The organism is Lentibacillus populi (genome assembly GCA_014642895.1).
Lineage (GTDB): Bacteria > Bacillota > Bacilli > Bacillales > Amphibacillaceae > Lentibacillus_C > Lentibacillus_C populi.
Genome location: BMJD01000017.1, coordinates 1 through 21,600 on the forward strand (window position 1 = coordinate 1; position 21,600 = coordinate 21,600).

Consider the following 21,600-nt stretch of genomic DNA (forward strand, 5'->3'; position numbering starts at 1 on the left):
AATAAATGAATGTGATATACCTCCTATCCAGGCTAGAAATTCTTTTTCATCATAGATGGTGGCTGCGCGAATGCGGAGCCATGTTGGTTTCTTATCTGCCAAAAAAGCCTATCTTTATTACTATAAGAGTGTGTTCAAAAAGGAGGATGAAAAGGACCGAGAAGTTCGAGGCGGCGTAGTTTCGAGCAGCGGGCTTGCACAGGAAGTGCTGACTTCTGCGTTGCCCACAGGACGTGGGCGGTTTTTAGCAGAAGATCCTTATTCCTGATACATGAGCAGCGGAGAAACAAGCCAACGAGCTCCCACAGGATGTGGTGACTTCGACGTTCGACACAGGACGTGTCGGTACTTAGTCGAAGATCCCCTATCCCGAAGTGTCATTTTCACCGGACTTTTTGAACATCCTCTATAATCGTTTACTGTACGTTACATAGTCCAGTATAAATCATCCTTCAAGGTTTTTCAAAGCAATGACTTTGTTGGATTTCTTTCACATGTTTGCACTAGCATGTGCTAGAAAGATTTAGTATGATAGTAAAAGAGTTTTTTCGAACACGCACTTATTGGGGGCTATAGAATGGATAGTTTTATTTTTAATTTAATTGAAGATAACTATGGAACTGATCATATTTTTCTGACTTTGTATGTGCTTAATCTGATCTTTGGCGCAATTGCATTTAAACTCGGTTTTGCCCGGAAGCTGCCCATTCTCAAATCTTTATTTGTGTATATAATGCTTGCAATTGGTACATATATTATAACGATATTCAGTATTTTTAAAATGCCAATGACTGAAAGCTTAATTATTATTTCGGTGGTGATGGGGGTTTATCGATTCCGCTTACATCAGCAACGTAAAGCACGCGCTAATAATGAATAGGTAAAATTCAATAAAGAACTCCTAATTACAAAGGAGTTCTTTATTAAATAAGATCATTTTTTCGTTTCTTTTCTCTGTACAGACGGAAGTTTCCGGATTTATGTCTTGCTTTCGTTTTTTCATCTATCCGCTCATAGCAAGTTTTGCATAAATACATATGAATTCTCCGGTTTCGTAAACGTTTTGCCTGCAAAGAATAATCATCTATACCCTCTATATTGTCGCAGATAACACATTTGACCTGCATCCTATCACCTCAAACCAGGCTGTATACACCCATCTATAATGGCCAGTAATGCTACTAATAGTGCGTGTTCAAAAAGGAGGATAAAAAGGACCGAGAAGTTCGAGGCGGGGTAGCTCCCGGCACCGGAGTGTACATAAAAAGGTACATGAGGAGCGGAAAAGCAAGCCAACGAAGAAATTCGATGCGTCATTTTTACCGGACTTTTTGAACATCCTCTAATAGCAAGTTTTGCTTTATTTAACTATAACACAGGACAAATGTCTATGAAAGTAGTATATTATCTGAGGTTTGACAGAAAAATATTGGGGAATATAAAGAAGTAAAAGAGGACGAAAGGGCGATTCGATGAAAAAACGTTACATTGTTTCGGCATTAGGAGCCGCTGGCATCGGTACAGCAGGATTTTTGCTGAAGGACAAAGACAAACGAGAAAAGCTAATGGAAAAGGCCAAATCGGTATCAGGGATGTTTAAAAATGAGGGTAAGGATTCCGCGCTTGACGATGCAGGGATCCCTGACCAAACGGACAATCAAGATCTGGCTCAATTTGAGAATGCAAAAATGGTTTCAGAAGGTTCCCAATTTGGCGTACAGTATTATAATGAAGCAAAGGAAGAGGAACAACAGAAATAAATCTGGTTAAGTTTAATTCCAGATATGAAAAGGTGTTTCCAATTTGGAAACACCTTTTCATTTTCTCATTGGACAGGTTCAGCTCCAGCGGCCAGTGTCTTCCCGAGCTTATTGATTACCTTTTCCCGGATTAGACTGATCTTCTTGGATATTATCCAATTTGTCTTCATCTTTTTTCGGGATAACTTCTTTATTTTGATCCGGTTCTTCCGGCTGGTCATCATTTATTGGGAAGTCCGGCATATACCTGCTAACAATTCCGGATAATTCATCAACGACCCCTTGTACGGGATGCCCTTGACTTATTTTATTACTCATGTGGCGTAATCGTTCTGTTATGTCCGCATCAGCAACAACTACCGCAGTTTTACCATATGGATCATGCTTCAACGCTTCAAGAACAGAATATTTGATGGTACCAACACGAGAACGGTCCAAATCCTTATCAACATCAATCCCGACTACTGCATATGGACCCGCAACAACAGCAGCAGCATCATTTACATTTGGAACATCTCTGGCAACATTAGCTAAATGATTTGCCATATCTTCATTTGTTACATTTTTTCTTTTTGCTGGATTCGAATCTTCCACCTGAATAGGTTGATTTCCGCCTTCCTGCTCACGTGGCAGGGAAGATTCATCTCCTTGCTGCTGACACCCGGCCAAGAGGATGAAACTCGCGATAAGAAATTTATAAAATCGAGATCTCATGTACTGTCCTCCTTCAAAATGAAGTTGTTGGTTTATTTTTAACCTGAGGATTTAAATTATACAAAAAAGCTGATTACCTTAATCGGGCAATCAGCTAAATCCAACTTTATGGTCCTTATTAAGTTCAGGTCACTTTATGATTATTTTCTGAAGGCCTTTAATCGGATTATCCATATTCGAACCGTCTGGGTAAAAAATGTAAACAGGTCCATCTTCTTTTATTATTTTCCCATCAATGGCAAACAGTAATAAACATTTTCTTAGTAGATCAAGTGAGATGGTTATTTCATCGCTGCTGGTAACTAGTACTGCTTTTTCTGCATTGGCATCCCATTCAGCATTGTCAATAAAATCCCTGATTGGCATAACATAGGAATTGGTTAATATTTTTTCTCCTTCTTTGCGGGAGATATTAGGGTTGACTGGTGGTTTACTTGACTGGAATACTGCACGGTCCCAGCGTTTTGAAGCCTTTTCCACCTCATCTTCTTTTACCGTAGTTTCCGCTCTTTTCGAAAACGCCTCTTCAAGCAAAATTTTTCGATCGTCAAAAATCCAAACAGTTGGATCAAGTGTAATTGGATAGTTAACATTTCCTGTTATTGGTATGATCATTGCTATTACCACCTTTATAGTATATATCCCTACCAAGAATAGCAGACACAGATAAAAATTTCATCTGAGATAATGTAGTGATTTTCCGCACACTTTCTGCAAACTTTTATTTGCAATTTATGGCTTGTAACGATAATATAGTAGAGAAGGAAGTCTTTCTATGTGGAGGGGATATATTTGTTATCTGAGGTGACCGTAAGCCATCGTGAAAAAGCCTATGCCCTTCTTAAGGCTGATGCTGATAAAATTTTAAAACTAATTGAAGTTCAAATTGAGAACTTAATGACACCGCAATGTCCTTTATATGAAGAGGTTTTAGATACACAAATGTTTGGTCTATCAAGAGAAATCGATTTTGCAGTGCGGTTAAATTTAATCGGTGAGAATGAAGGTAAAGCATTACTCGAAAATCTCGAAAGACAGCTAAATATATTACACGAAGCAGCGCAAAAATCTGTGTAGTTTTGTGTGTAATTCATTTTGGCGTTCCGCAGCAAAAACTTTGCCGACAATTTCATGGCAAGGTTTTTTTATTATAAACTATACCTGTTATACTAATTCATTTACATAGGGCAGTAAAGTACGAAAAAGAAATTTGCCAATAGAAATAGGTTACGCTATTTAGCCAAATGTGTTATACTATTAAAAATTTCGATTTCATCTTTACCTAAATACATAGCTTGGGGAGAAGTACGATGATAAAGAAATTAAAAAATAACGATTTCACATTAATGATTACTCCGCTTCTGTTAGCCGGTTTCGGAATGGTTATGATATACAGCGCCAGTATGGTTACAGCAGTCATGGAAGATTATGAAAGTACCCATTATTTGTTTAAGCAATTACAGTGGTTTATCATTGGTGCTGTCGGGTTTATTATTTGCAGTCTCTTTCCTTACAAATATTATCAAAAATTAATGAAAATAATCATGTTATTCATTATTATTTTATTGATCGGTGTATTGTTTTTTGGAACAGAGGTTAATCGTGCACAGTCATGGTTTAGCTTTGGCTTTATCAGCCTTCAGCCCGCCGAGTTTGCGAAACTGGGACTAATCATGTATTTAGCCTCTGTTTATTCCAAAAAGCAAGCCTATATTAATGAGTTTAATAAAGGTGTATTGCCACCATTAATTTTAACCGGATTCGTGCTCGGGCTCATTGTCTTGCAGCCAGACATCGGAACTGCCGCCATTATCTTTTTAATTGCCTGTTCCGTGATTTTTAGCTCGGGAATCAAATTCAGACATTTGTTTATCCTCATTGCAGCCGGATTATTGATTATTTTGGTTGCGATCCCGAACATGGTAACAGATGAACGGATTTCCAGGTTTACTGGAGCCTATCAGCCTTTTGAACATCCAGACGATGATGGCTATCACCTTATTCAATCCTATCTGGCTATAGGTGTTGGTGGATTAACCGGTGAAGGACTTGGCAACAGTGTACAGAAACTTGGTTATTTGACAGAGGCCCATACTGATTTCATTATGGCGGTTGTTGCTGAGGAACTTGGCTTTGTTGGGGTTATTTTAGTAATGGGAATGCTTGCGATTATTGTTCTTAGAGGAATTTTCATTGCCAGAAAGTGTGAAGACAGCTTCGGGGCATTACTCGCCATCGGAATTTCTTCGATGGTGGGTGTCCAGTCATTTATTAATTTAGGTGCGATAAGCGGACTCCTGCCGATTACTGGTGTACCGTTGCCGTTTGTTAGTTATGGTGGTTCTTCCCTGTTGATCATGATGATCTCCATGGGAATTTTAAATAATATTGCCAGAAGTGTAAAACTGAAAGAACAGCAGCCTGTTCCAGCAAAAGAGAAAGATATACCACAAAATATTAATAGAGGAGGAAGATCATGGCTGATGTAAAACAAATTAACAAAATATTGGTCGCAAATCGCGGGGAAATAGCAATTCGGGTGTTTCGTGCTTGTACAGAATTAAACATTCGAACTGTTGCGATATACTCGAATGAGGATACAGGTTCCTATCACAGGTATAAAGCAGATGAAGCATATTTAGTCGGTGAAGGAAAGAAACCGATTGATGCGTATCTGGATATCGAAGGGATTATTGAAATTGCAAAAGACGTTGGTGTTGATGCCATTCATCCTGGATACGGCTTTTTATCCGAAAATATTCAATTTGCGAGACGCTGTGAACAGGAAGGGATTCTTTTTATCGGCCCAACAAGCGAGCATTTAAATATGTTCGGGGATAAGGTGAAAGCCAGAACACAGGCGGTTAATGCCGGATTACCTGTAATACCAGGCAGCGATGGTCCAGTTATTTCGCTTGATGAAGTTGAAGCATTTGGGGAGAAATACGGGTATCCGATCATTATCAAGGCTTCCCTTGGCGGCGGTGGAAGAGGAATGCGGATTGTACGTAATGAAAATGGCTTGTCCGAAGCATATGATCGCGCTAAATCTGAAGCGAGGGCAGCGTTTGGCAGTGATGAGGTCTACGTTGAAAAATTAATTGAAAATCCGAAACATATTGAAGTCCAGATTATTGGGGATCATGACGGCAATATCGTTCATTTATTTGAACGTGACTGTTCAGTACAACGACGGCATCAAAAAGTTGTTGAGATTGCTCCAAGTGTATCACTTGATGAAACACTACGAATGAGAATCTGTGAGGCAGCTGTCAACCTGATGAAGAATGTTGATTATCTAAATGCAGGTACTGTTGAATTTTTAGTCACAGGTAATGACTTTTATTTTATTGAGGTCAATCCGCGGGTTCAAGTAGAGCATACCATAACCGAGCTTATTACTGGTGTTGATATTGTGCAAACGCAAATTAAAATAGCGGAGGGACAGCCGCTTCATGGAGATGCCATCGGTATCCCGCTACAGGACAACATCAAAACAAACGGCTATGCAATACAGTCAAGGGTAACGACGGAAGACCCGCTAAATAATTTCATGCCGGATACTGGCAAAATTATGGCCTACCGTACTGGCGGCGGATTTGGTGTTCGGCTTGATGCCGGAAACGGCTTTCAAGGTGCAGTAATTTCACCGCATTATGATTCGTTATTAGTGAAGGTTTCCACATGGGCGTTAACATTCGAACAAGCAGCGCAAAAGATGGTTCGTAATTTAAAGGAATTTCGGATTCGCGGGATAAAAACAAACATCCCATTCTTAGAAAATGTTATTCTTCATAAGAAGTTTTTATCTGGTGAGTATAGCACGACGTTTATTGATCAGACGCCAGAATTGTTTGTGTTTCCAAAACGGAAAGACCGTGGAACAAAGATGTTAACTTATATCGGTCATACAACGATTAATGGTTTTGAAGGAATGGCCAAAAAGAAAAAACCGTATTTTTCGAAGCCGCCAATTCCAAAAGTACATCATGCCGAGGAAATACCCGGTGGAACAAAGCAAATTTTGGATAAGCAAGGTCCTGATGGTTTAGCAAACTGGCTTAAGGAACAAAAGGAAGTGCTGTACACGGACACAACATTCAGGGATGCACATCAATCCTTATTAGCCACTCGTGTACGTACAAAAGATTTATTGCAAATAGCAGAACCAACAGCACGACTAACACCAGAGTTATTTTCTCTGGAAATGTGGGGTGGGGCGACGTTCGATGTAGCGTACCGGTTCCTGAAGGAAAATCCATGGGAGCGACTGCTTAGTCTCAGGGAAAGAATTCCGAATGTTCTGTTCCAGATGCTCCTTCGTGCCAGTAATGCGGTTGGCTATAAGAACTATCCGGATAATGTTATCCAGGAATTTGTAGAAAAAAGTGCTACAGCAGGAATCGATGTATTCCGTATCTTCGATAGTTTGAATTGGCTTGAAGGAATGAGACCGGCCATTCAGGCAGTTCGTGACAGTAATAAAATTGCCGAAGCAACGATGTGTTATACGGGAGATATTTTGGATGCAAACCGTAACAAATATGACCTGGCGTATTATAAAAATTTAGCGAAGGAACTAGAAGCATCAGGTGCCCATATTTTAGGTGTAAAAGATATGGCTGGATTGTTAAAGCCAGAAGCAGCATATCAGCTTATCGCGACATTAAAAGAAACAGTTGACATACCAATTCACCTGCATACCCACGATACAAGCGGCAATGGGATTCAAATGTACACACGAGCAATCCAGGCCGGTGTAGATGCCGTAGATGTCGCTTGTGGATCAATGGCCGGGCTAACATCACAGCCAAGTGCACAAACATTGTACCACGCCCTTGAAGGTACAAAACGGCAGCCTAACATTAATATTGGTTCGTATGAAAAGTTATCACAATACTGGGAGCATGTCCGGGAATACTATACAGAATTTGAAAGTGGGATGAAGGCACCACATACGGAGGTATATTTCCATGAAATGCCAGGTGGCCAGTATAGCAACTTGAAACAACAAGCAAAAGCTGTAGGACTTGAAGATCGATGGAATGATGTAAAGGTGATGTTCCGCCAAGTTAACGAAATGTTTGGGGATTTGGTTAAAGTGACGCCTTCCTCAAAAGTAGTTGGTGATATGGCATTATTCATGGTACAGAATAACTTGACAGAAGATGATATATACGAACGTGGTGAAGCTATTGATTTTCCGGATTCGGTGGTGGAATTTGCACAAGGATATATCGGACAGCCATATCAGGGAATCCCACAGGAATTGCAGCGAATTATCTTGAAGGGGAAGAAGGCAATTACCGAAAGACCGGGAGAATTGCTTGACCCGGTTGATTTCGTACAGCTAAGAAACACATTGTTTAAAACACTTGATCGGCAGGTTACCAGCTTTGATTTGATTTCATATGCCCTATATCCAAAGGTGTTTATGGATTACCATAAATTCACTGAAACCTATGGGGATATGTCCGTACTTGACACACCAACATTCTTCTACGGCATGCGGCTGGGAGAGGAAATTGAAGTAGTTATCGAACAAGGAAAAACGCTCATTGTTAAGCTGGTTTCCGTTTCGGAGGCACATCCCGATGGTACTCGAGTTGTCTATTTTGAATTAAATGGACAGTCACGCGAAGTAGTTGTGAAGGACGAAAGTGTTAAATCCAAGCTTGCCGTTAAGCCGAAAGCAGATACAAATAATAACAAGCATATCGGTGCAACAATGCCGGGAACTGTTGTAAAGGTAGTCTGTGAAAAAGGGGAAAAAGTGAAAAAAGGGGATCACTTGCTGATTACAGAAGCAATGAAAATGGAAACAACTGTACAGGCACCATTTGCAGGGGTAATTAAAGATGTTTACGTAAAAAATGGAGAGGCAATAACTGTGAATGACTTGCTTATTGAGTTTGAATGAAAAAATGGGAAGCAGATTAATATACCTGCTTCCCATTTCTATATTACAAATAATTATTACAGAAAATGGCTCTTTATCGGCATTATCCTGTATCAGCCCTCTGTTACTCTATTTCTGACTACCTGCCTCTGAATTCTGACCTCCGTCATCAGACTTCTGATTTCCATTCTCTGCTTTTGCACTTCTAGTTGAAAGTAAGACGAAATAACTTAACATGGCGAAATAGCAAGAGATAACAAACGCATGCAATAATGAAATACCCAAGTTAACTATTGTAAAAATGATCATAGCTCCAAAGAAAACCTGCAGCATAATTAGCAGTAACGTCGTCGCCCAGCCCCACAACATTACTCGATTATTGTGGTAGTTCTTCACAACCTTAACAAATAGGACAACTGTCCAAATAAACAGGATACCGGCCAGCAGTCGATGCCCCATTTGGATCCATTGTTCAAAGCTGAAGGATGAAAATGAAAAGGGTGACTTATTGGTGCAGAATGGCCAATTGCCGCACACCATGCTGGCATGCGCATGCCGGACTAATGCGCCGGTATAAACAACGATAAGTGAATATATTGTAATAGCGTATATTTCAATCCGATGTCGTTTACGGATATACAAAGAGGTTGTATCAAATTTCTTGTCAATCTCAAAAATGAGCAGCATCAATAAAAATATCGCCGTAAAGGAAATAAGCGAAATACCAAAATGGGTAGCTAAAACGAAATCGGATTGGTTCCAAATAACAGCTGCTGCACCAATTAATGCTTGCAGGATTAAAAAGAAACTTGATAAAAAGGCAAGAAACTTCACTTCACGGATATGCCCTATATATCTCCAAGACAGATAAGATAATAACAGCACGACAATACCCATAATGCCGGATATTAATCTGTGGCTAAGTTCAATAACCAGTTCTGGGGTAATCTCACTTGGCACAAATTCGCCGTGACATAATGGCCAGCTTGGTCCACAGCCCATACCGGAACCTGTTTTAGTTACAAGAGCGCCACCGATTAAGACAAAGACCATACCAAGCGTTGCAACTACCGATAGCCATTTCAATGTTCTAATCATACAAAAAGCCTCACTTTAAATCGGAAAATATTTTGCAATAGTTATATAGTAATACTTTTCTGGTGTGAAGAGCAATGATAAACGTACAAATTACACATAATTGTCACCTTATCATGATTTATTACCGTTTTCACAATAAAAAAAGAAAAAACCCTTGCAAAGTGGAGCGTTGTTTGCTAGAAATAATGTAGGGGATATTTGTTAAGATTTCCACCACTTTGCCCTTTCAGACGGGAAAACTACATATATTTAGTTTTATAACCGAAGGCTATTATGCCTTTTATTTTATTTTTGGTCTCCATTTCACAATTTTGTCACATTTGGCGAGCCGGAAAAGTATTAAACCGTATGTAGTTAAGGTGCGTTGTCAAAAAGGCGGATAAAAAGTCCGAGAAGTTCTAGACCGCAGATACAAGCTATCTAGCTTCCACAGGATGTGGTGACTTCGACGTTCGACACAGGACGTGTCGGTACTTAGTCGAAGATCCCCTATCCCGAAGTGTCATTTTTACCGGACTTTTTAAACATCCTGCTAAATAGAATGTAATACAATTCCATGGTACAATTGGGATAATGATAGGATACTTTGGGGAATATTAGTTAATATAGCTGCATTCTGATAGTATGCTTATATATTTGCGCCTTTTTGTTGGGAATTTGAAGGGGGGATATTAGATTGAATAAAGCGGAAACAACAACTTCACAAATGATGGGTAAATTAACTGCAACCGAAAAAACAGACACGACATTTTTTGATGATTTGAAATCACTGGTAAAAATGGGAATCGTCAATTCCAATTTAATAACAGCATTCGCCGGATTTTGGCTGGCTCTTCATTTTACAGGTTCATCATTTATGGAGAATTGGGGCATCTTCCTGTTAACAATGGCTGGAACCGCTCTCGTTATAGCTGGTGGCTGTATCCTGAACAATTGGTATGATGTTGACATTGACCCGGTTATGACCCGCACGAAAAACAGGCCAACCGTTACGGGAAACATTCCCTTAAACCAGGTGCTTGCCTTGGGTATTGCTTCAACTGCTGCAGGTATTATCATGTTGCTCTTCACCACACTTGAAGCTGCTGTGCTTGGTTTTCTGGGTTGGTTTATCTATGTCGTCCTGTATACGATGTGGTCGAAACGCAGGTACACCTTAAACACGGTTGTAGGAAGTTTTTCCGGGGCAATACCGCCGCTGATTGGCTGGGCAGCTGTAGATCCTGAGCTTCATATGGCAGCAATTGTATTGTTTCTGATCATGTTTATCTGGCAAACGCCACATTTTCTTGCATTAGCAATGAAAAAATGCAAAGAATATAAAGCTGCAGGTATCCCAATGCTCCCAGTTGTTCATGGTTTTGCATTTACAAAGCGGCAGATGGTTGTGTATACAGCATGTCTATTGCCACTGCCATTTTACTTAGCTTCACTTGGCACTACATTTATAGTGATAGCAACACTGCTTAATGTCGGATGGCTTGCACTGGGTATTGGTGGATTCTTTATGAAAAACGATTTGAAATGGGCAAATTTGATGTTTATTTATTCATTGAATTATTTAACCATCATTTTTCTACTGATGGTAATCGTCACATTTGAATTCCCCTTCAGTTAATGATAATACGTAATTGTCCTTAATTAAAAATCAAATATAAGGAAGAAACAAAAGAGAAAGAGAGGTATGAATACATGAAAGGTTGGATGGGAAAATTCCGGGCTTTAAGTTTGTTAGGCTTACTGGCACTCGTACTTACGGGATGTGGTAGAGAAAATTTAACAGCTTTAAAACCTAAAGGATATGGTGCACAGACATCATACGATTTAATTATCCTTACAACAGTAGTAATGTCGATTGTACTGTTGGTTGTTGCAATAGTGTATATTACCGTATTGGTTCGTTTTCGCAAGAAAAAAGGAAAAGAGAATTTTATCCCTAAGCAGGTTGAAGGGAATAAAGTTCTGGAGACGATTTGGACAGTCATTCCAATTGTTCTGTTAATTATAATTGCTGTTCCGACAACGATTGCAACGTTTGACCTGGCTGATACAAAAGGTGCTAAAGATAAGTTAAATGTTGAAGTAACCGGGAATCAGTATTGGTGGCATTTTAACTATAAAGGGCAGGAAATTCAAACGAGTCAGGATCTGTATATTCCAACAGGTGAAAAAGTATATCTTAACATGAAATCTTCTGACGTTATTCATTCATTCTGGGTACCATCACTTGCAGGTAAAATGGATGTAAACCCTGAAAATGAAAATACCATGTACATTAAAGCGGATGAAGAAGGGGTTTATTGGGGTAAGTGTGCTGAGCTTTGCGGACCTTCCCATTCGTTAATGGACTTTAAGATTGTTGCCGTAAGTCCGGATGAGTTTGATCAGTGGGTCAATGATATGCAAGGTGTTGATCCAAAAGCAGTCGCTGAAGGAGATACAGCCAAAGAGGGGCAGGAATTATTCAACGAGAAAAACTGTATGAGTTGTCATGCTATTGGATCTTCCCCTGTTCAGGTCGGACCGAATTTAACAGACTTTGGTAACCGTTCAAAAGTTGCCGGTATTATGGACCATAATAAGGAAAATGTTGTAAAATGGATTATGGATCCGGAATCTGTTAAACCCGGAAATAAAATGACAAACAATTATCCAGAACTTTCCGACGAAGAAGCTAGTAAAATCGCTGATTATTTAATGCAATTAAATCCTTCTGAGGTTACGCTTGAAAGTGCTGGAGACTAGGAAAAAGATAAGAATTGGATTTTTTAAGGGATGGAAGATGTTAAAGGGAGGTTAAAGTAGTGAGTATTGCAGCTACTCAGAAAAGAGGCTTTGGCGCTGTATTATGGGATTATTTAACGACTGTCGATCATAAAAAAATTGCACATTTATATTTGTTTGGCGGTGGTTTATTCTTCCTGATCGGCGGAATAGAAGCCATGTTAATCCGTATTCAACTGATAAAACCAGATAATGACTTTTTGAGTGCAGGGTTATATAATGAAATGATAACGATGCACGGAACAACCATGATTTTTCTAGCGGCCATGCCGTTAATTTTCGCAATTATGAATGCCGTTTTACCATTGCAAATTGGTGCTCGGGATGTAGCCTTTCCATTTTTAAATTCCTTGGGTTTCTGGCTGTTCATGTTTGGTGGAATATTACTAAATTGCAGCTGGTTCCTGGGCGGTGCTCCAGACGCTGGATGGACGGGATATGCACCGTTGTCAACAACATCGCCAGGTCATGGTGTGGATTTTTATGTAATGGGTCTGCAGATTGCAGGTGCTGGGACATTAATCGGCGGTATTAACTTTCTGGTAACAGTCGTCAATATGCGTGCACCTGGTATGACATATATGCGGATGCCATTATTTACATGGGCATCATTTATTGCCAGTGTTCTAATCTTGTTTGCTTTTCCAGCTTTAACAGTAGGGCTGTTTTTGTTAATGTTTGACCGTATGTTTGGCACAGCATTTTTCGATGTGTCATTAGGTGGTAACACGATTATCTGGGAGCATTTATTCTGGATTTTCGGACACCCAGAGGTTTATATACTGATATTACCGCTATTCGGCGTATTTAGTGATGTTTTCTCAACCTTTGCCAAAAAGCGTTTATTCGGTTATACGGCAATGGTATTTGCAACAATGTTGATTGCATTTTTAGGGTTTATGGTATGGGCTCACCATATGTTTACGGTTGGTTTAGGTCCGGTAGCCAACTCCATTTTCTCCATTGCAACAATGGCGATTGCTGTTCCGACAGGGATTAAAATCTTTAATTGGCTTGCAACATTATGGGGTGGAAATATTACAATCAATTCCACAATGCTCTGGTCATTGGCGTTTATCCCTTCATTTACTATTGGCGGGATGACTGGGGTAATGGTGGCAACAGTTGCTGCGGATTATCAATATCATGATTCGTACTTTGTTGTTGCTCACTTTCACTATGTTATTGTCGGAGGTACCATCTTTGGTATTTTTGCTGCCCTGCATTACTGGTGGCCAAAAATGTTCGGTAGAATTTTGAATGAAAAACTGGGCAAATTAACATTTTGGACATTCTTTATTGGATTCCATTTAACATTCTTTATTCAGCATTTCCTTGGATTAATGGGTATGCCTCGTCGTTACTGGGTATTCCATTCAGGTGACCATCTTGATACTGGTAACTTGATTAGTACAATTGGTGCTTTTTTGATGGCCTTTGCTGTTATTGTGTTTGTTATCAACGCAATTGTTAGTGCAAGAGGTGAAAAAGCACCTGCAGATCCGTGGGATGGTCGTACCCTTGAGTGGGCAACAGCATCACCACCGGCCCATTATAACTTTAAACAAACACCGCTTGTACGCGGACTTGATCCATTGTGGGTTGAAAAAGCAGAAGGTAAAGCTGAAATGACACCTGCTGAACCATTAGGTGATATTCATATGCCAAACAATTCGTTCTTGCCGTTTCTATTTTCATTAGGATTATTTGTTGCTGGATTTGGTTTTATTTACCAAACAGACAATAAAGCATGGTTGGCTGTGCTTATTGGCGGTATGGCGTTCTCATTGGCAATGATGGTAATAAGATCAATGAAAGATGACTTGGGTCACCATATTACGAAAGAAGAACTTGAAAGGGAGGCTGACTAGTTATGAGTCACGATCATTCCTTAAATCCAGAAACAATGCCGCACGATCCGGAGAAAGCTACCCTTGAAGGTAAAAATAAGTTTATCGGATTTTGGTTCTTTCTCGGTGGTGAAACCGTTCTTTTTGCCAGTTTGTTCGGAACGTATTTAGCGCTGCACAATTCCACAGCAGGCGGTCCTTCGGGTCAAGATTTATTTGGGTTGGAACTTGTATTTGTGATGACTGTATTGTTATTGACAAGTTCGTTAACAAGTGTTTATGCAATTTACCATATGAAGAATAATGATTTTAAGAAAATGGCTCTTTGGTTTGTTATCACTATTATTCTTGGCTTTGGATTTGTAGGCTGTGAAATTTATGAATTCACGCATTACATTACCGAGTATGGTTTTTCATTCCGTTCATCAGCGTTCGGATCGGCATTTTATGCACTCCTTGGCTTTCACGGCGGTCACGTAACGTTTGGTTTATTTTGGGCGATTGTACTGTTAATTCGTAATGCAAAGCGTGGACTGAACCTGTACAATGCTCCAAAATTTTATATTTGGAGCTTGTATTGGCACTTTATTGATGTTGTTTGGGTATTCATCTTTACAGTAGTATATCTAATGGGAAAGGTGGGATAATCCATGACTGAAAACACCGGATCCAAACTCGATTCATTTCAAAAGAAAAAAAATAAAGAGGAAATGCAGCAGCAATTAATTAGCTTTGCACTAATGATTGTGTTTACCATTCTTGCATTCGTTGTCGTTATAACAGGTATGGATAAAATGATCGCAATTCCTATCCTGATTACGCTTGCAGTCGTTCAGGTCGGATTCCAATTTTATTACTTCATGCACATGAAACATGAAGGACATGAAATGGCAGCTGTAATGATTTACGGCGGCGTTTGGGCAGCATTACTAACATTGGCAGGACTAACTGTAATTACTTGGTGGTAACATGAATAAAAGACCGGGATTCTTCCTGGTCTTTTATTTTCTTAGCACGCGAGGTCCAGCACCAGCCCTACATCGTGTCGGCCTCAGGCTAACATTCAGTGGGGGGAAGAAGGGTACCCCTCTGAATGAAGTTTCACTTTATCCCACATTGTTGTATTTCTGTCACATTCGTAATGCGTGCAAGCGGATTAAATACGTTATAATATAAGGTATAAGCTGTTTTTATGGAGTGAGTTAATATGTGGTTGGAATTACAAATATTTGGTTTCCGTGCGTTGTGGAGTCCTTATTATTTCGCCTTTATTTTATTGCTTTGTCTCGCATATTATTTGATAACCATTCGGTATCGGCACAAGTTTGGTGTTGATGAAAACCCAACGGGAAAACAGCAGTTCTTTTTCTATTTGGGAATGTTGTTATTATACATTGTTAAAGGCTCTCCTGTTGATTTGTTAACACATATCATGCTGTCAGCCCATATGATTCAGCTGGCGACTTACTACTTGGTATTTCCTATCCTGATGATTAAGGGAATTCCGGTTTGGATTTGGGAACGGGTTGTGCATGTACCTGTACTAAGACCAGTCATCAAGCTGCTTACCAAACCAATTATTTCGCTGTTGCTGTTTAATACAATGTTTTCAATTTACCATATTCCGGCAGTCTTTGATTATACAAAATCCTCACCGGTCGCTCATACGCTGATTTCAACGATTATTCTCGTTGCAGCATTTATCGTTTGGTTTCCAGTCTTGACACCTTTAAAGCAATTCAATAAGTTATCTCCATTGTTAAAGATTGGCTACATATTTGCCAATGGGGTTCTTATTACGCCTGCATGTGTACTAATTATTTTTGCAGATGTACCTTTGTACGCAGCATATTCACAAGACGGTGCATGGATTCAGGCGCTGGCATTGTGTGTACCAAGTGAAGTATTACAGGGGCTTGCTCCTTCCATTTCTGGACCGGAAATGTTCTCACCAATGAGCACAATGGAAGATCAGCAATTGGGCGGTATTATTATGAAACTAATGCAAGAAATAACGTATGGAGTTATTTTGGCGAAGGTATTCTTTTCCTGGTTTACCCGGGAAAGTCTTAAAGTCGATCCTATTCCGGAACCGGACGGGGCAAAGTAATCTCGTACCAAACATCTGAAGCTGTAAATTGTTTTCAATAGAGTGTTTACGGCTTCACTCTTAATTTGTTGTAAGAAAGGAATTAATTTGATGCCATTATTACCAACAATCAGTACTTTTTTCATCGTTTTAAGCGCACTATTAGTTGCAATTGGCTGGAGATTGATTATTAAGGGGAAGGCCAAAGCACATAAACGGACCATGATTTGTGCTGCGATAAGTGCGTTGCTATTCTTTATCATTTATGTATCAAGAACTGCCTTTATCGGTAATACAAGTTTTGGCGGCCCGGATAGTATTAAAATTTATTATACGGTTTTCTTGATTTTCCATATTTTTTTAGCAACTGTTGGTGCTATCTTTGGAGTTGTAACGATAACGCTCGCATTAAAGCGTAAAATAACGATACATAGAAGAATAGGGCCGATTACAAGTATCATCTGGTTCTTTAGTGCAATTACCGGTGTTATGGTGTACCTGCTTCTATATATTATTTATGATGGCGGACAAACGACAAGTATGATTAAGGCGATACTAGGATCATAAAAAGCGTGAAAGCATTTGGTGCTTTCACGCTTTTTTTAATAAGTAAGAAAGTATAAGATTCAGGCTCTATTCCACTCATGTCAGGGCAGGCCACGTCCGGCTCCAGCGCCCAGTGGCTAGTATGCTTCCCTCACCTCCGTACGATAAGTCAAGAAGGATGGCCGACTAAAAACGGGCTTTGCGCCCAACTCACGTCTACCCCTTTTTTAGTGGCATGTTTCCTTTATCTCCTGCGGTTGTTTGTTCGGTTAAGACCGCTGCTCCCGGCAGCAACACCAAACCACCCTGCTTGGCAGGGCGCAGCATATACGCGGGCCTGCAGGATGCAGGTCATGCCGACGTTGGCACAGGACGTGCCGGTTTTAGTCGGCCTTCCTTAACCGGCGCTTGCGCATTTGTTCTTAAATTTTAATGTTCAATTTAATTAATCCGGCCTCTCTCGCAGAATTAAACATAATTAATAACAATGGGCCAATAATAAAACCGAATAGTCCAAGCATTTTAATACCAAGGAACATGGCTATCAGTGTTACCAGTGGTGAAAGTCCAATATGTTTCCCCATCACTTTCGGTTCTACTGTACGACGTATCCCGAGGAGAATAACAGCTAATATTGCCAGTTTTACCCCCAATACAGTATCACCAGTAATAAGCATAAACAATGACCATGGTCCGAGGATGATGATCGAGCCAATAATAGGTATGAAATCAATAACCCAAATGACAAGCGACATAATAATGGCAACTTCAGGGACAATGAGAAACAGTCCTATCAACGAAACGATAAAAATAATCACACTGACAAGAAATTGCGCTTTAAAAAATCCCAGAATTACGTCCGCTAATCGTTTATTCATGAAAGAAACTTTTTCCGCGGTCTCTTTTTTTAGCAATTTATATGAATTTGCTTTGACAGCGGGTAACTCAAGCATAAATAGAAATAGAGCAATTAAATAGACAAGAAAACTAACCATGTATTGCGGAATTTTTGCAAACGTTTGTGTAATGTTATCAATAGTAATTTCATTTTTCGCTGTTGTACTTAAAGAAGAAAGATAATCTTCCAGACTTCTTGATACTTCCTGGACAAATTCCTGTGGCAGGTTTTCGGAATACTGTTTAAAGTTTTTCTCCCATTCAGCATACACCTCATTTAAATCGTTAAAGTATTCCGGTACATCCTCCACAAAGTTTACTAATTCTGTTACAGCTTTTGTTACAACAAATGTGCCTGCGATGCCGATGAAAATTAAAAATAACGTAAAAACGATGATTACCGCTGTCTTTCTGTTGGTTTTTGTTTTCCTTTGAAAAAATCCTACCGCTGGATTTAGCACAAGTGCAGTAATAAATGCAATGATTAATGGAACAGAAATAGGTAAAATAAAATAGATTGCTACCAGGAATATGATGGTTAAAAATATAAGTGTCCATTGACGTTTTGTGATCGATCGAAACAATTTAATGGGATATCTCCTTTCACAAGCAAATCTTTTTATGTATATGAAAAATATAGCATTTATTTACCTTTTTGAACAGTTTTTAAAATCGGAATCGGGTAGAAGCTAAAAGGAATGATACGAAGGGTCAAAGTCTATTGATAGTGCATGGGGTGCGCTCTGTCTGTCGTTAGTTAACAACAAAAAACAACTGCTCTAAACGGGGAAGAGCAGTTGTTACCGTTATTTTTTATATTGTTCAACTTCCTCCTGTACTTTTGCTACCAAACCGTAAGCCCGCTCCACAAGGCTTTCCGGGAAGTTTTCATCTTCACCGTATTCGACGCCATGTGGGTAGTAATGTTTCCCCAGGAGTGGTGTTAACAGTTTAATCACTGCATTGCCGCGATCCACATCACCTTCAAGGGCATAACCCTGAATACGTATGTAATATGTAATATTTTTTTCTTTGGAATCAATTCGGTAATCATACGTAACACGTTCGTAATCCCATTGGCCGGCACGAATAAAAGCGTGTTTACCCATTAAATGGTCTAATGGTTTTAAATCAACGACTGCATCATCTATCCCAGTATTTTCCAATCTCATTTTTTCCACCTCACATAATTTTCCTCACTATACCTATAATAGTACGAAATTCGCCAAGTTGCAAATCGAAAAGGTACGCCGAGCAAGCGGGAATGAATTTTTCCCAAAGTTTCCATCCCCGTTGTTACTTTTGGAATGGAAAGGGAATAATAGATAAAGTAGAATGGAATAGGAACCTAATACATATATTTAATATAACAATAAACAGGATGTTCAAAAAGTAACCAAATATGCTGCGAACCCGGACGCTTTGTTGTTTGTCTTACTCTCATTACGCCGCATTAAACTTTTGGCATAATTTGGTGAGTTCTTGAACACATAATTTAAAAAGGGGAAAACTGTATGCGTCTAATTCGAACTATATTAATTCTATTTTTGTTGGCACTTGGGGCTTTTTATTTGCTGGAAAAACATAATATTTCACCAAAAGAAGCAGTCCATGATATAGGCAATGTATTAGAGGAAAAGAAGAGTATGCTGGAATCAAAATCTGTTCCGGAAAAGAAATTACCAAAAATAACTTTAAAGGGCGATTTGTTTCTATGGGTTGGCAAATCATCCGGTGAATTAACGAAAAGCCTAGGCGACCCGTTACGGATCGACAAGAGTGCATATGGGTATGATTGGTGGGTGTATACCGATCAGCATGAGCAGTATATTCAATTTGGTGTACAGGATGGTGAGATTAAAACAATCTATGCATCCGGAAATAATTTATCAACCGACCCGATCCAGATTGGCCAATCCTATGATGAAATTACTAAACATTTTTCATTTGCCAAAGAAGTTTCCTATAATGAGGGGGTCTCTTCTTATACATTTCACTTAAATGATGATGACATCAAAATGCGTCCAATAGCAAAAATTGCCGATAATGTTTTTGTTCAATGTTATTTTGATACATTTACAGGTAAACTATCCTCCATCCGAATCCTAACGGCAGATGTTCTATTAAAGCACCGGCCGTATAAGATCGAATATCGGGGTGATTTACCGGACGAGCCTAACTTATCCGACAAGGAATGGGCGAAGGTAGAATCCGGCATGGAGCAGCAAATTTTTGATATTACCAATGTAATGCGCAATCAGTTTGATAAGAAAAGTGTAAAATGGAATGAAACTGTCAGTAAGGTTGCTTTCCTTCATAGTGAGGACATGGCAGAGAACAATTACTTCTCGCACTACAGCAAGAATGGTAATGGATTAAAAGAACGATTGGCGGCTAAAGAAGTTTATTATTTATCAGCTGGGGAAAATATTGCTGCCCAGTATCCCGATGCCCCAGCAGCGATGGAAGGCTGGCTTAATAGTGAAGGGCATCGTGCTGCCCTTCTGAATAATGATTATACGCATTTAGGTGTTGGCGTTTACCATTTTTATTACACACAGAATTTTGTTGAAAAGCCATAGAATGTTGTACAATTAATTTTTTCACGAACAATTAGCAGCCCATCTTTCATTTAGGTGGGCTTTTTTGGTCTTGAACTTAATACAAATTGGACAGTAGAGACGTTTAATATTCCTTTTTTGAACGGATCAGATTTCAGGATATAATTTCAATTCGATTGGATTCTCACAGTATATGAGTCTATATCATAAATTAATTAGTAACAGCGATTCATCAATGAGGTGAGGAGAATCATGGAAGATCAATTACATCCGACTGTCAGGGAATTTAAGGCCTTTTTGGCAAACCATCCTAAATTAGTAAAAGAGATCAGGAAAAGTGGAAGATCATGGCAGGAGCATTATGAGAAATGGGTGCTACTCGGGGAAGATGATCCATATTGGTCACAATACAAGGAAGATGTTGAGGAAAATTCAGAACAGAAAGGAACAAAGAAGCAATCCGAATTGTTTAGCCAGCTGCTAAAAATGACTGAAAATATTGATATCAACAAAGTGCAAAAACAAGTGAAGCAGCTAAGTACGACAATTGCCACCATACAAGAGGTGCTGGGCCAATTTCAGGAAACGAAAAAATCTTCGCCTGGCCCTAAAAATGAACCCCGGCCAATTAACTGGTTTCGGGATTAAGAGGTGAGATAGGTGCAGCAGTTTAGTTACCAATATTTACAGTCACACCCGCATTTATTAAACTTTGTCCGTTACAACCCAATTTGGTACCGATATCTAACGAGAGATCCAAACCGAATAGCGGAGCTTGAAAGAGAAGCAAAGAAATTTTACGGTAAAACGTTTCCGCAACGGCTTGAAAAAATAAGCAATCAGGTGCAAATGGCAGGAATGTTGATTCAGTTTGCCGAATCAATGAAAGATTAGCCAGCTTTAATATTAGCAGCATTCATGATATGATAAGATTGGAGGTGAAAAACTCAAATGATAGCAACGATGGAATATGTAGATATCCTGGATCGCTCCGAACTGCTAGGACGGATGGTTTTACAGTCTGATGTCATGGAAGCCTACAATAATTCCCGTGAAGCGTTGGATAATGATGATGAAGCACAAAAGCTGATTAAAGCTTTTACCGATATAAAAATACACTACGAGGATGTCCAGCGATTTGGCAGATATCATCCTGATTACAATCAGATCATGAAAGAAGTACGTTCAATCAAACGGAAGATGGACATGAATGAGAAAGTAGCAGCATTCAAGGTCGCAGAACGCAATCTGCAAAAATTACTGGATGAAATCAGTCAATATATTGCATTAAGTGTAAGCAAGGATATTAAAGCACCAAAGGATGGTGCTGCACTAAGTGATGGCGGTTGTGGCTGTGGAAGTGGCGGTGGTTGCGGCTGCCGGGCATCGTAACAGATTAGCT

The 21,600-nt window shown here is 39.4% G+C and carries 22 protein-coding genes; 16 read left to right on the plus strand and 6 right to left on the minus strand.

Features of this window, described 5'->3' with window-relative positions; all coding sequences use genetic code 11:
- Positions 1–577 precede the first annotated feature (577 nt).
- Positions 578–880 (plus strand): YlaH-like family protein, encoded by a 303-nt coding sequence (locus tag IEX12_RS11470; protein WP_088050042.1) that lies wholly within the window; start codon positions 578–580, stop codon positions 878–880.
- 43 nt (positions 881–923) lie between these two features.
- On the opposite strand, the gene IEX12_RS11475 is transcribed toward IEX12_RS11470, so the two are convergent.
- The gene (locus IEX12_RS11475) at positions 924–1,127 is read right to left on the minus strand and encodes a YlaI family protein (protein ID WP_088050043.1); all 204 of its coding nucleotides are present in this window, start codon (positions 1,125–1,127) and stop codon (positions 924–926) included.
- A 345-nt stretch (positions 1,128–1,472) separates the two neighbouring features.
- Here IEX12_RS11475 and IEX12_RS11480 point away from each other — a divergent pair, with 345 nt between their 5' ends.
- Positions 1,473–1,760, plus strand: a complete 288-nt coding sequence (locus IEX12_RS11480) for a YbyB family protein (RefSeq protein WP_088050044.1) — start codon at positions 1,473–1,475, stop codon at positions 1,758–1,760.
- Positions 1,761–1,868: 108 nt separating this feature from the next.
- Here the strand turns inward: IEX12_RS11480 and IEX12_RS11485 are convergent, their stop codons facing one another.
- Together IEX12_RS11485 and IEX12_RS11490 are read right to left on the minus strand one after the other, a co-directional pair.
- On the minus strand, positions 1,869–2,474 hold the full coding sequence (locus tag IEX12_RS11485; RefSeq protein WP_155554506.1) for a YhcN/YlaJ family sporulation lipoprotein: 606 nt from the start codon (positions 2,472–2,474) through the stop codon (positions 1,869–1,871).
- Positions 2,475–2,603: 129 nt separating this feature from the next.
- On the minus strand, positions 2,604–3,089 hold the full coding sequence (locus IEX12_RS11490; RefSeq protein WP_088050046.1) for a hypothetical protein: 486 nt from the start codon (positions 3,087–3,089) through the stop codon (positions 2,604–2,606).
- A gap of 177 nt (positions 3,090–3,266) precedes the next feature.
- Between IEX12_RS11490 and IEX12_RS11495 the strand changes: the two genes are divergently transcribed.
- From IEX12_RS11495 to pyc, 3 genes are all read left to right on the plus strand, one after another.
- Complete coding sequence (locus IEX12_RS11495; protein WP_088050047.1) at positions 3,267–3,551, plus strand: Fpa/YlaN family protein; 285 nt, start codon at positions 3,267–3,269, stop codon at positions 3,549–3,551.
- 233 nt (positions 3,552–3,784) lie between these two features.
- Positions 3,785–4,963: a putative lipid II flippase FtsW gene (gene ftsW / locus IEX12_RS11500; protein WP_088050048.1), complete on the plus strand. Its 1,179-nt coding sequence runs from the start codon at positions 3,785–3,787 to the stop codon at positions 4,961–4,963.
- Positions 4,951–8,394 (plus strand): pyruvate carboxylase, encoded by a 3,444-nt coding sequence (gene pyc, locus IEX12_RS11505; RefSeq protein ID WP_088050049.1) that lies wholly within the window; start codon positions 4,951–4,953, stop codon positions 8,392–8,394. The genes ftsW and pyc overlap by 13 nt, the downstream gene beginning before the upstream one ends.
- A gap of 108 nt (positions 8,395–8,502) precedes the next feature.
- On the opposite strand, the gene IEX12_RS11510 is transcribed toward pyc, so the two are convergent.
- Positions 8,503–9,471, minus strand: coding sequence for a COX15/CtaA family protein (locus IEX12_RS11510; RefSeq protein WP_102415325.1), 969 nt, complete (start codon positions 9,469–9,471; stop codon positions 8,503–8,505).
- Between the two features lie 676 nt (positions 9,472–10,147).
- On the opposite strand from IEX12_RS11510, the gene cyoE reads away from it, so the two are divergent.
- From cyoE to IEX12_RS11545, 7 genes are all read left to right on the plus strand, one after another.
- Positions 10,148–11,089, plus strand: coding sequence for a heme o synthase (gene cyoE / locus IEX12_RS11515; RefSeq protein WP_284732496.1), 942 nt, complete (start codon positions 10,148–10,150; stop codon positions 11,087–11,089).
- A 74-nt stretch (positions 11,090–11,163) separates the two neighbouring features.
- On the plus strand, positions 11,164–12,216 hold the full coding sequence (gene coxB / locus IEX12_RS11520; protein WP_088050051.1) for a cytochrome c oxidase subunit II: 1,053 nt from the start codon (positions 11,164–11,166) through the stop codon (positions 12,214–12,216).
- A gap of 59 nt (positions 12,217–12,275) precedes the next feature.
- A complete protein-coding gene (gene ctaD, locus IEX12_RS11525) occupies positions 12,276–14,126 on the plus strand; it encodes a cytochrome c oxidase subunit I (RefSeq protein WP_088050052.1) in 1,851 nt (616 codons plus the stop codon).
- 2 nt (positions 14,127–14,128) lie between these two features.
- The gene (locus tag IEX12_RS11530; protein ID WP_088050053.1) at positions 14,129–14,752 is read left to right on the plus strand and encodes a cytochrome (ubi)quinol oxidase subunit III; all 624 of its coding nucleotides are present in this window, start codon (positions 14,129–14,131) and stop codon (positions 14,750–14,752) included.
- A gap of 3 nt (positions 14,753–14,755) precedes the next feature.
- Positions 14,756–15,073 (plus strand): cytochrome c oxidase subunit IVB, encoded by a 318-nt coding sequence (gene ctaF / locus IEX12_RS11535; RefSeq protein ID WP_088050054.1) that lies wholly within the window; start codon positions 14,756–14,758, stop codon positions 15,071–15,073.
- A 239-nt stretch (positions 15,074–15,312) separates the two neighbouring features.
- Entirely contained in the window at positions 15,313–16,215 is a 903-nt protein-coding gene (ctaG, locus tag IEX12_RS11540; RefSeq protein ID WP_088050055.1) for a cytochrome c oxidase assembly factor CtaG, read from the plus strand.
- A 90-nt stretch (positions 16,216–16,305) separates the two neighbouring features.
- Positions 16,306–16,761 (plus strand): DUF420 domain-containing protein, encoded by a 456-nt coding sequence (locus tag IEX12_RS11545; RefSeq protein ID WP_088050056.1) that lies wholly within the window; start codon positions 16,306–16,308, stop codon positions 16,759–16,761.
- Positions 16,762–17,162: 401 nt separating this feature from the next.
- Here the strand turns inward: IEX12_RS11545 and ytvI are convergent, their stop codons facing one another.
- On the minus strand, positions 17,163–18,221 hold the full coding sequence (gene ytvI / locus IEX12_RS11550; RefSeq protein ID WP_088050057.1) for a sporulation integral membrane protein YtvI: 1,059 nt from the start codon (positions 18,219–18,221) through the stop codon (positions 17,163–17,165).
- A 222-nt stretch (positions 18,222–18,443) separates the two neighbouring features.
- Positions 18,444–18,809 carry a YugN family protein gene (locus tag IEX12_RS11555; protein ID WP_088050058.1) on the minus strand — a complete coding sequence of 122 codons (366 nt, stop codon included), beginning with the start codon at positions 18,807–18,809 and terminating at the stop codon, positions 18,444–18,446.
- Between the two features lie 342 nt (positions 18,810–19,151).
- Here IEX12_RS11555 and IEX12_RS11560 point away from each other — a divergent pair, with 342 nt between their 5' ends.
- From IEX12_RS11560 to IEX12_RS11575, 4 genes are all read left to right on the plus strand, one after another.
- Complete coding sequence (locus IEX12_RS11560; RefSeq protein WP_088050059.1) at positions 19,152–20,219, plus strand: CAP domain-containing protein; 1,068 nt, start codon at positions 19,152–19,154, stop codon at positions 20,217–20,219.
- Positions 20,220–20,450: 231 nt separating this feature from the next.
- The gene (locus IEX12_RS11565) at positions 20,451–20,846 is read left to right on the plus strand and encodes a YlbD family protein (protein WP_088050060.1); all 396 of its coding nucleotides are present in this window, start codon (positions 20,451–20,453) and stop codon (positions 20,844–20,846) included.
- A 12-nt stretch (positions 20,847–20,858) separates the two neighbouring features.
- Positions 20,859–21,092: a YlbE-like family protein gene (locus IEX12_RS11570; RefSeq protein WP_088050061.1), complete on the plus strand. Its 234-nt coding sequence runs from the start codon at positions 20,859–20,861 to the stop codon at positions 21,090–21,092.
- Positions 21,093–21,149: 57 nt separating this feature from the next.
- Complete coding sequence (locus IEX12_RS11575) at positions 21,150–21,590, plus strand: YlbF/YmcA family competence regulator (RefSeq protein WP_088050062.1); 441 nt, start codon at positions 21,150–21,152, stop codon at positions 21,588–21,590.
- The last annotated feature ends 10 nt before the right edge of the window (positions 21,591–21,600 follow it).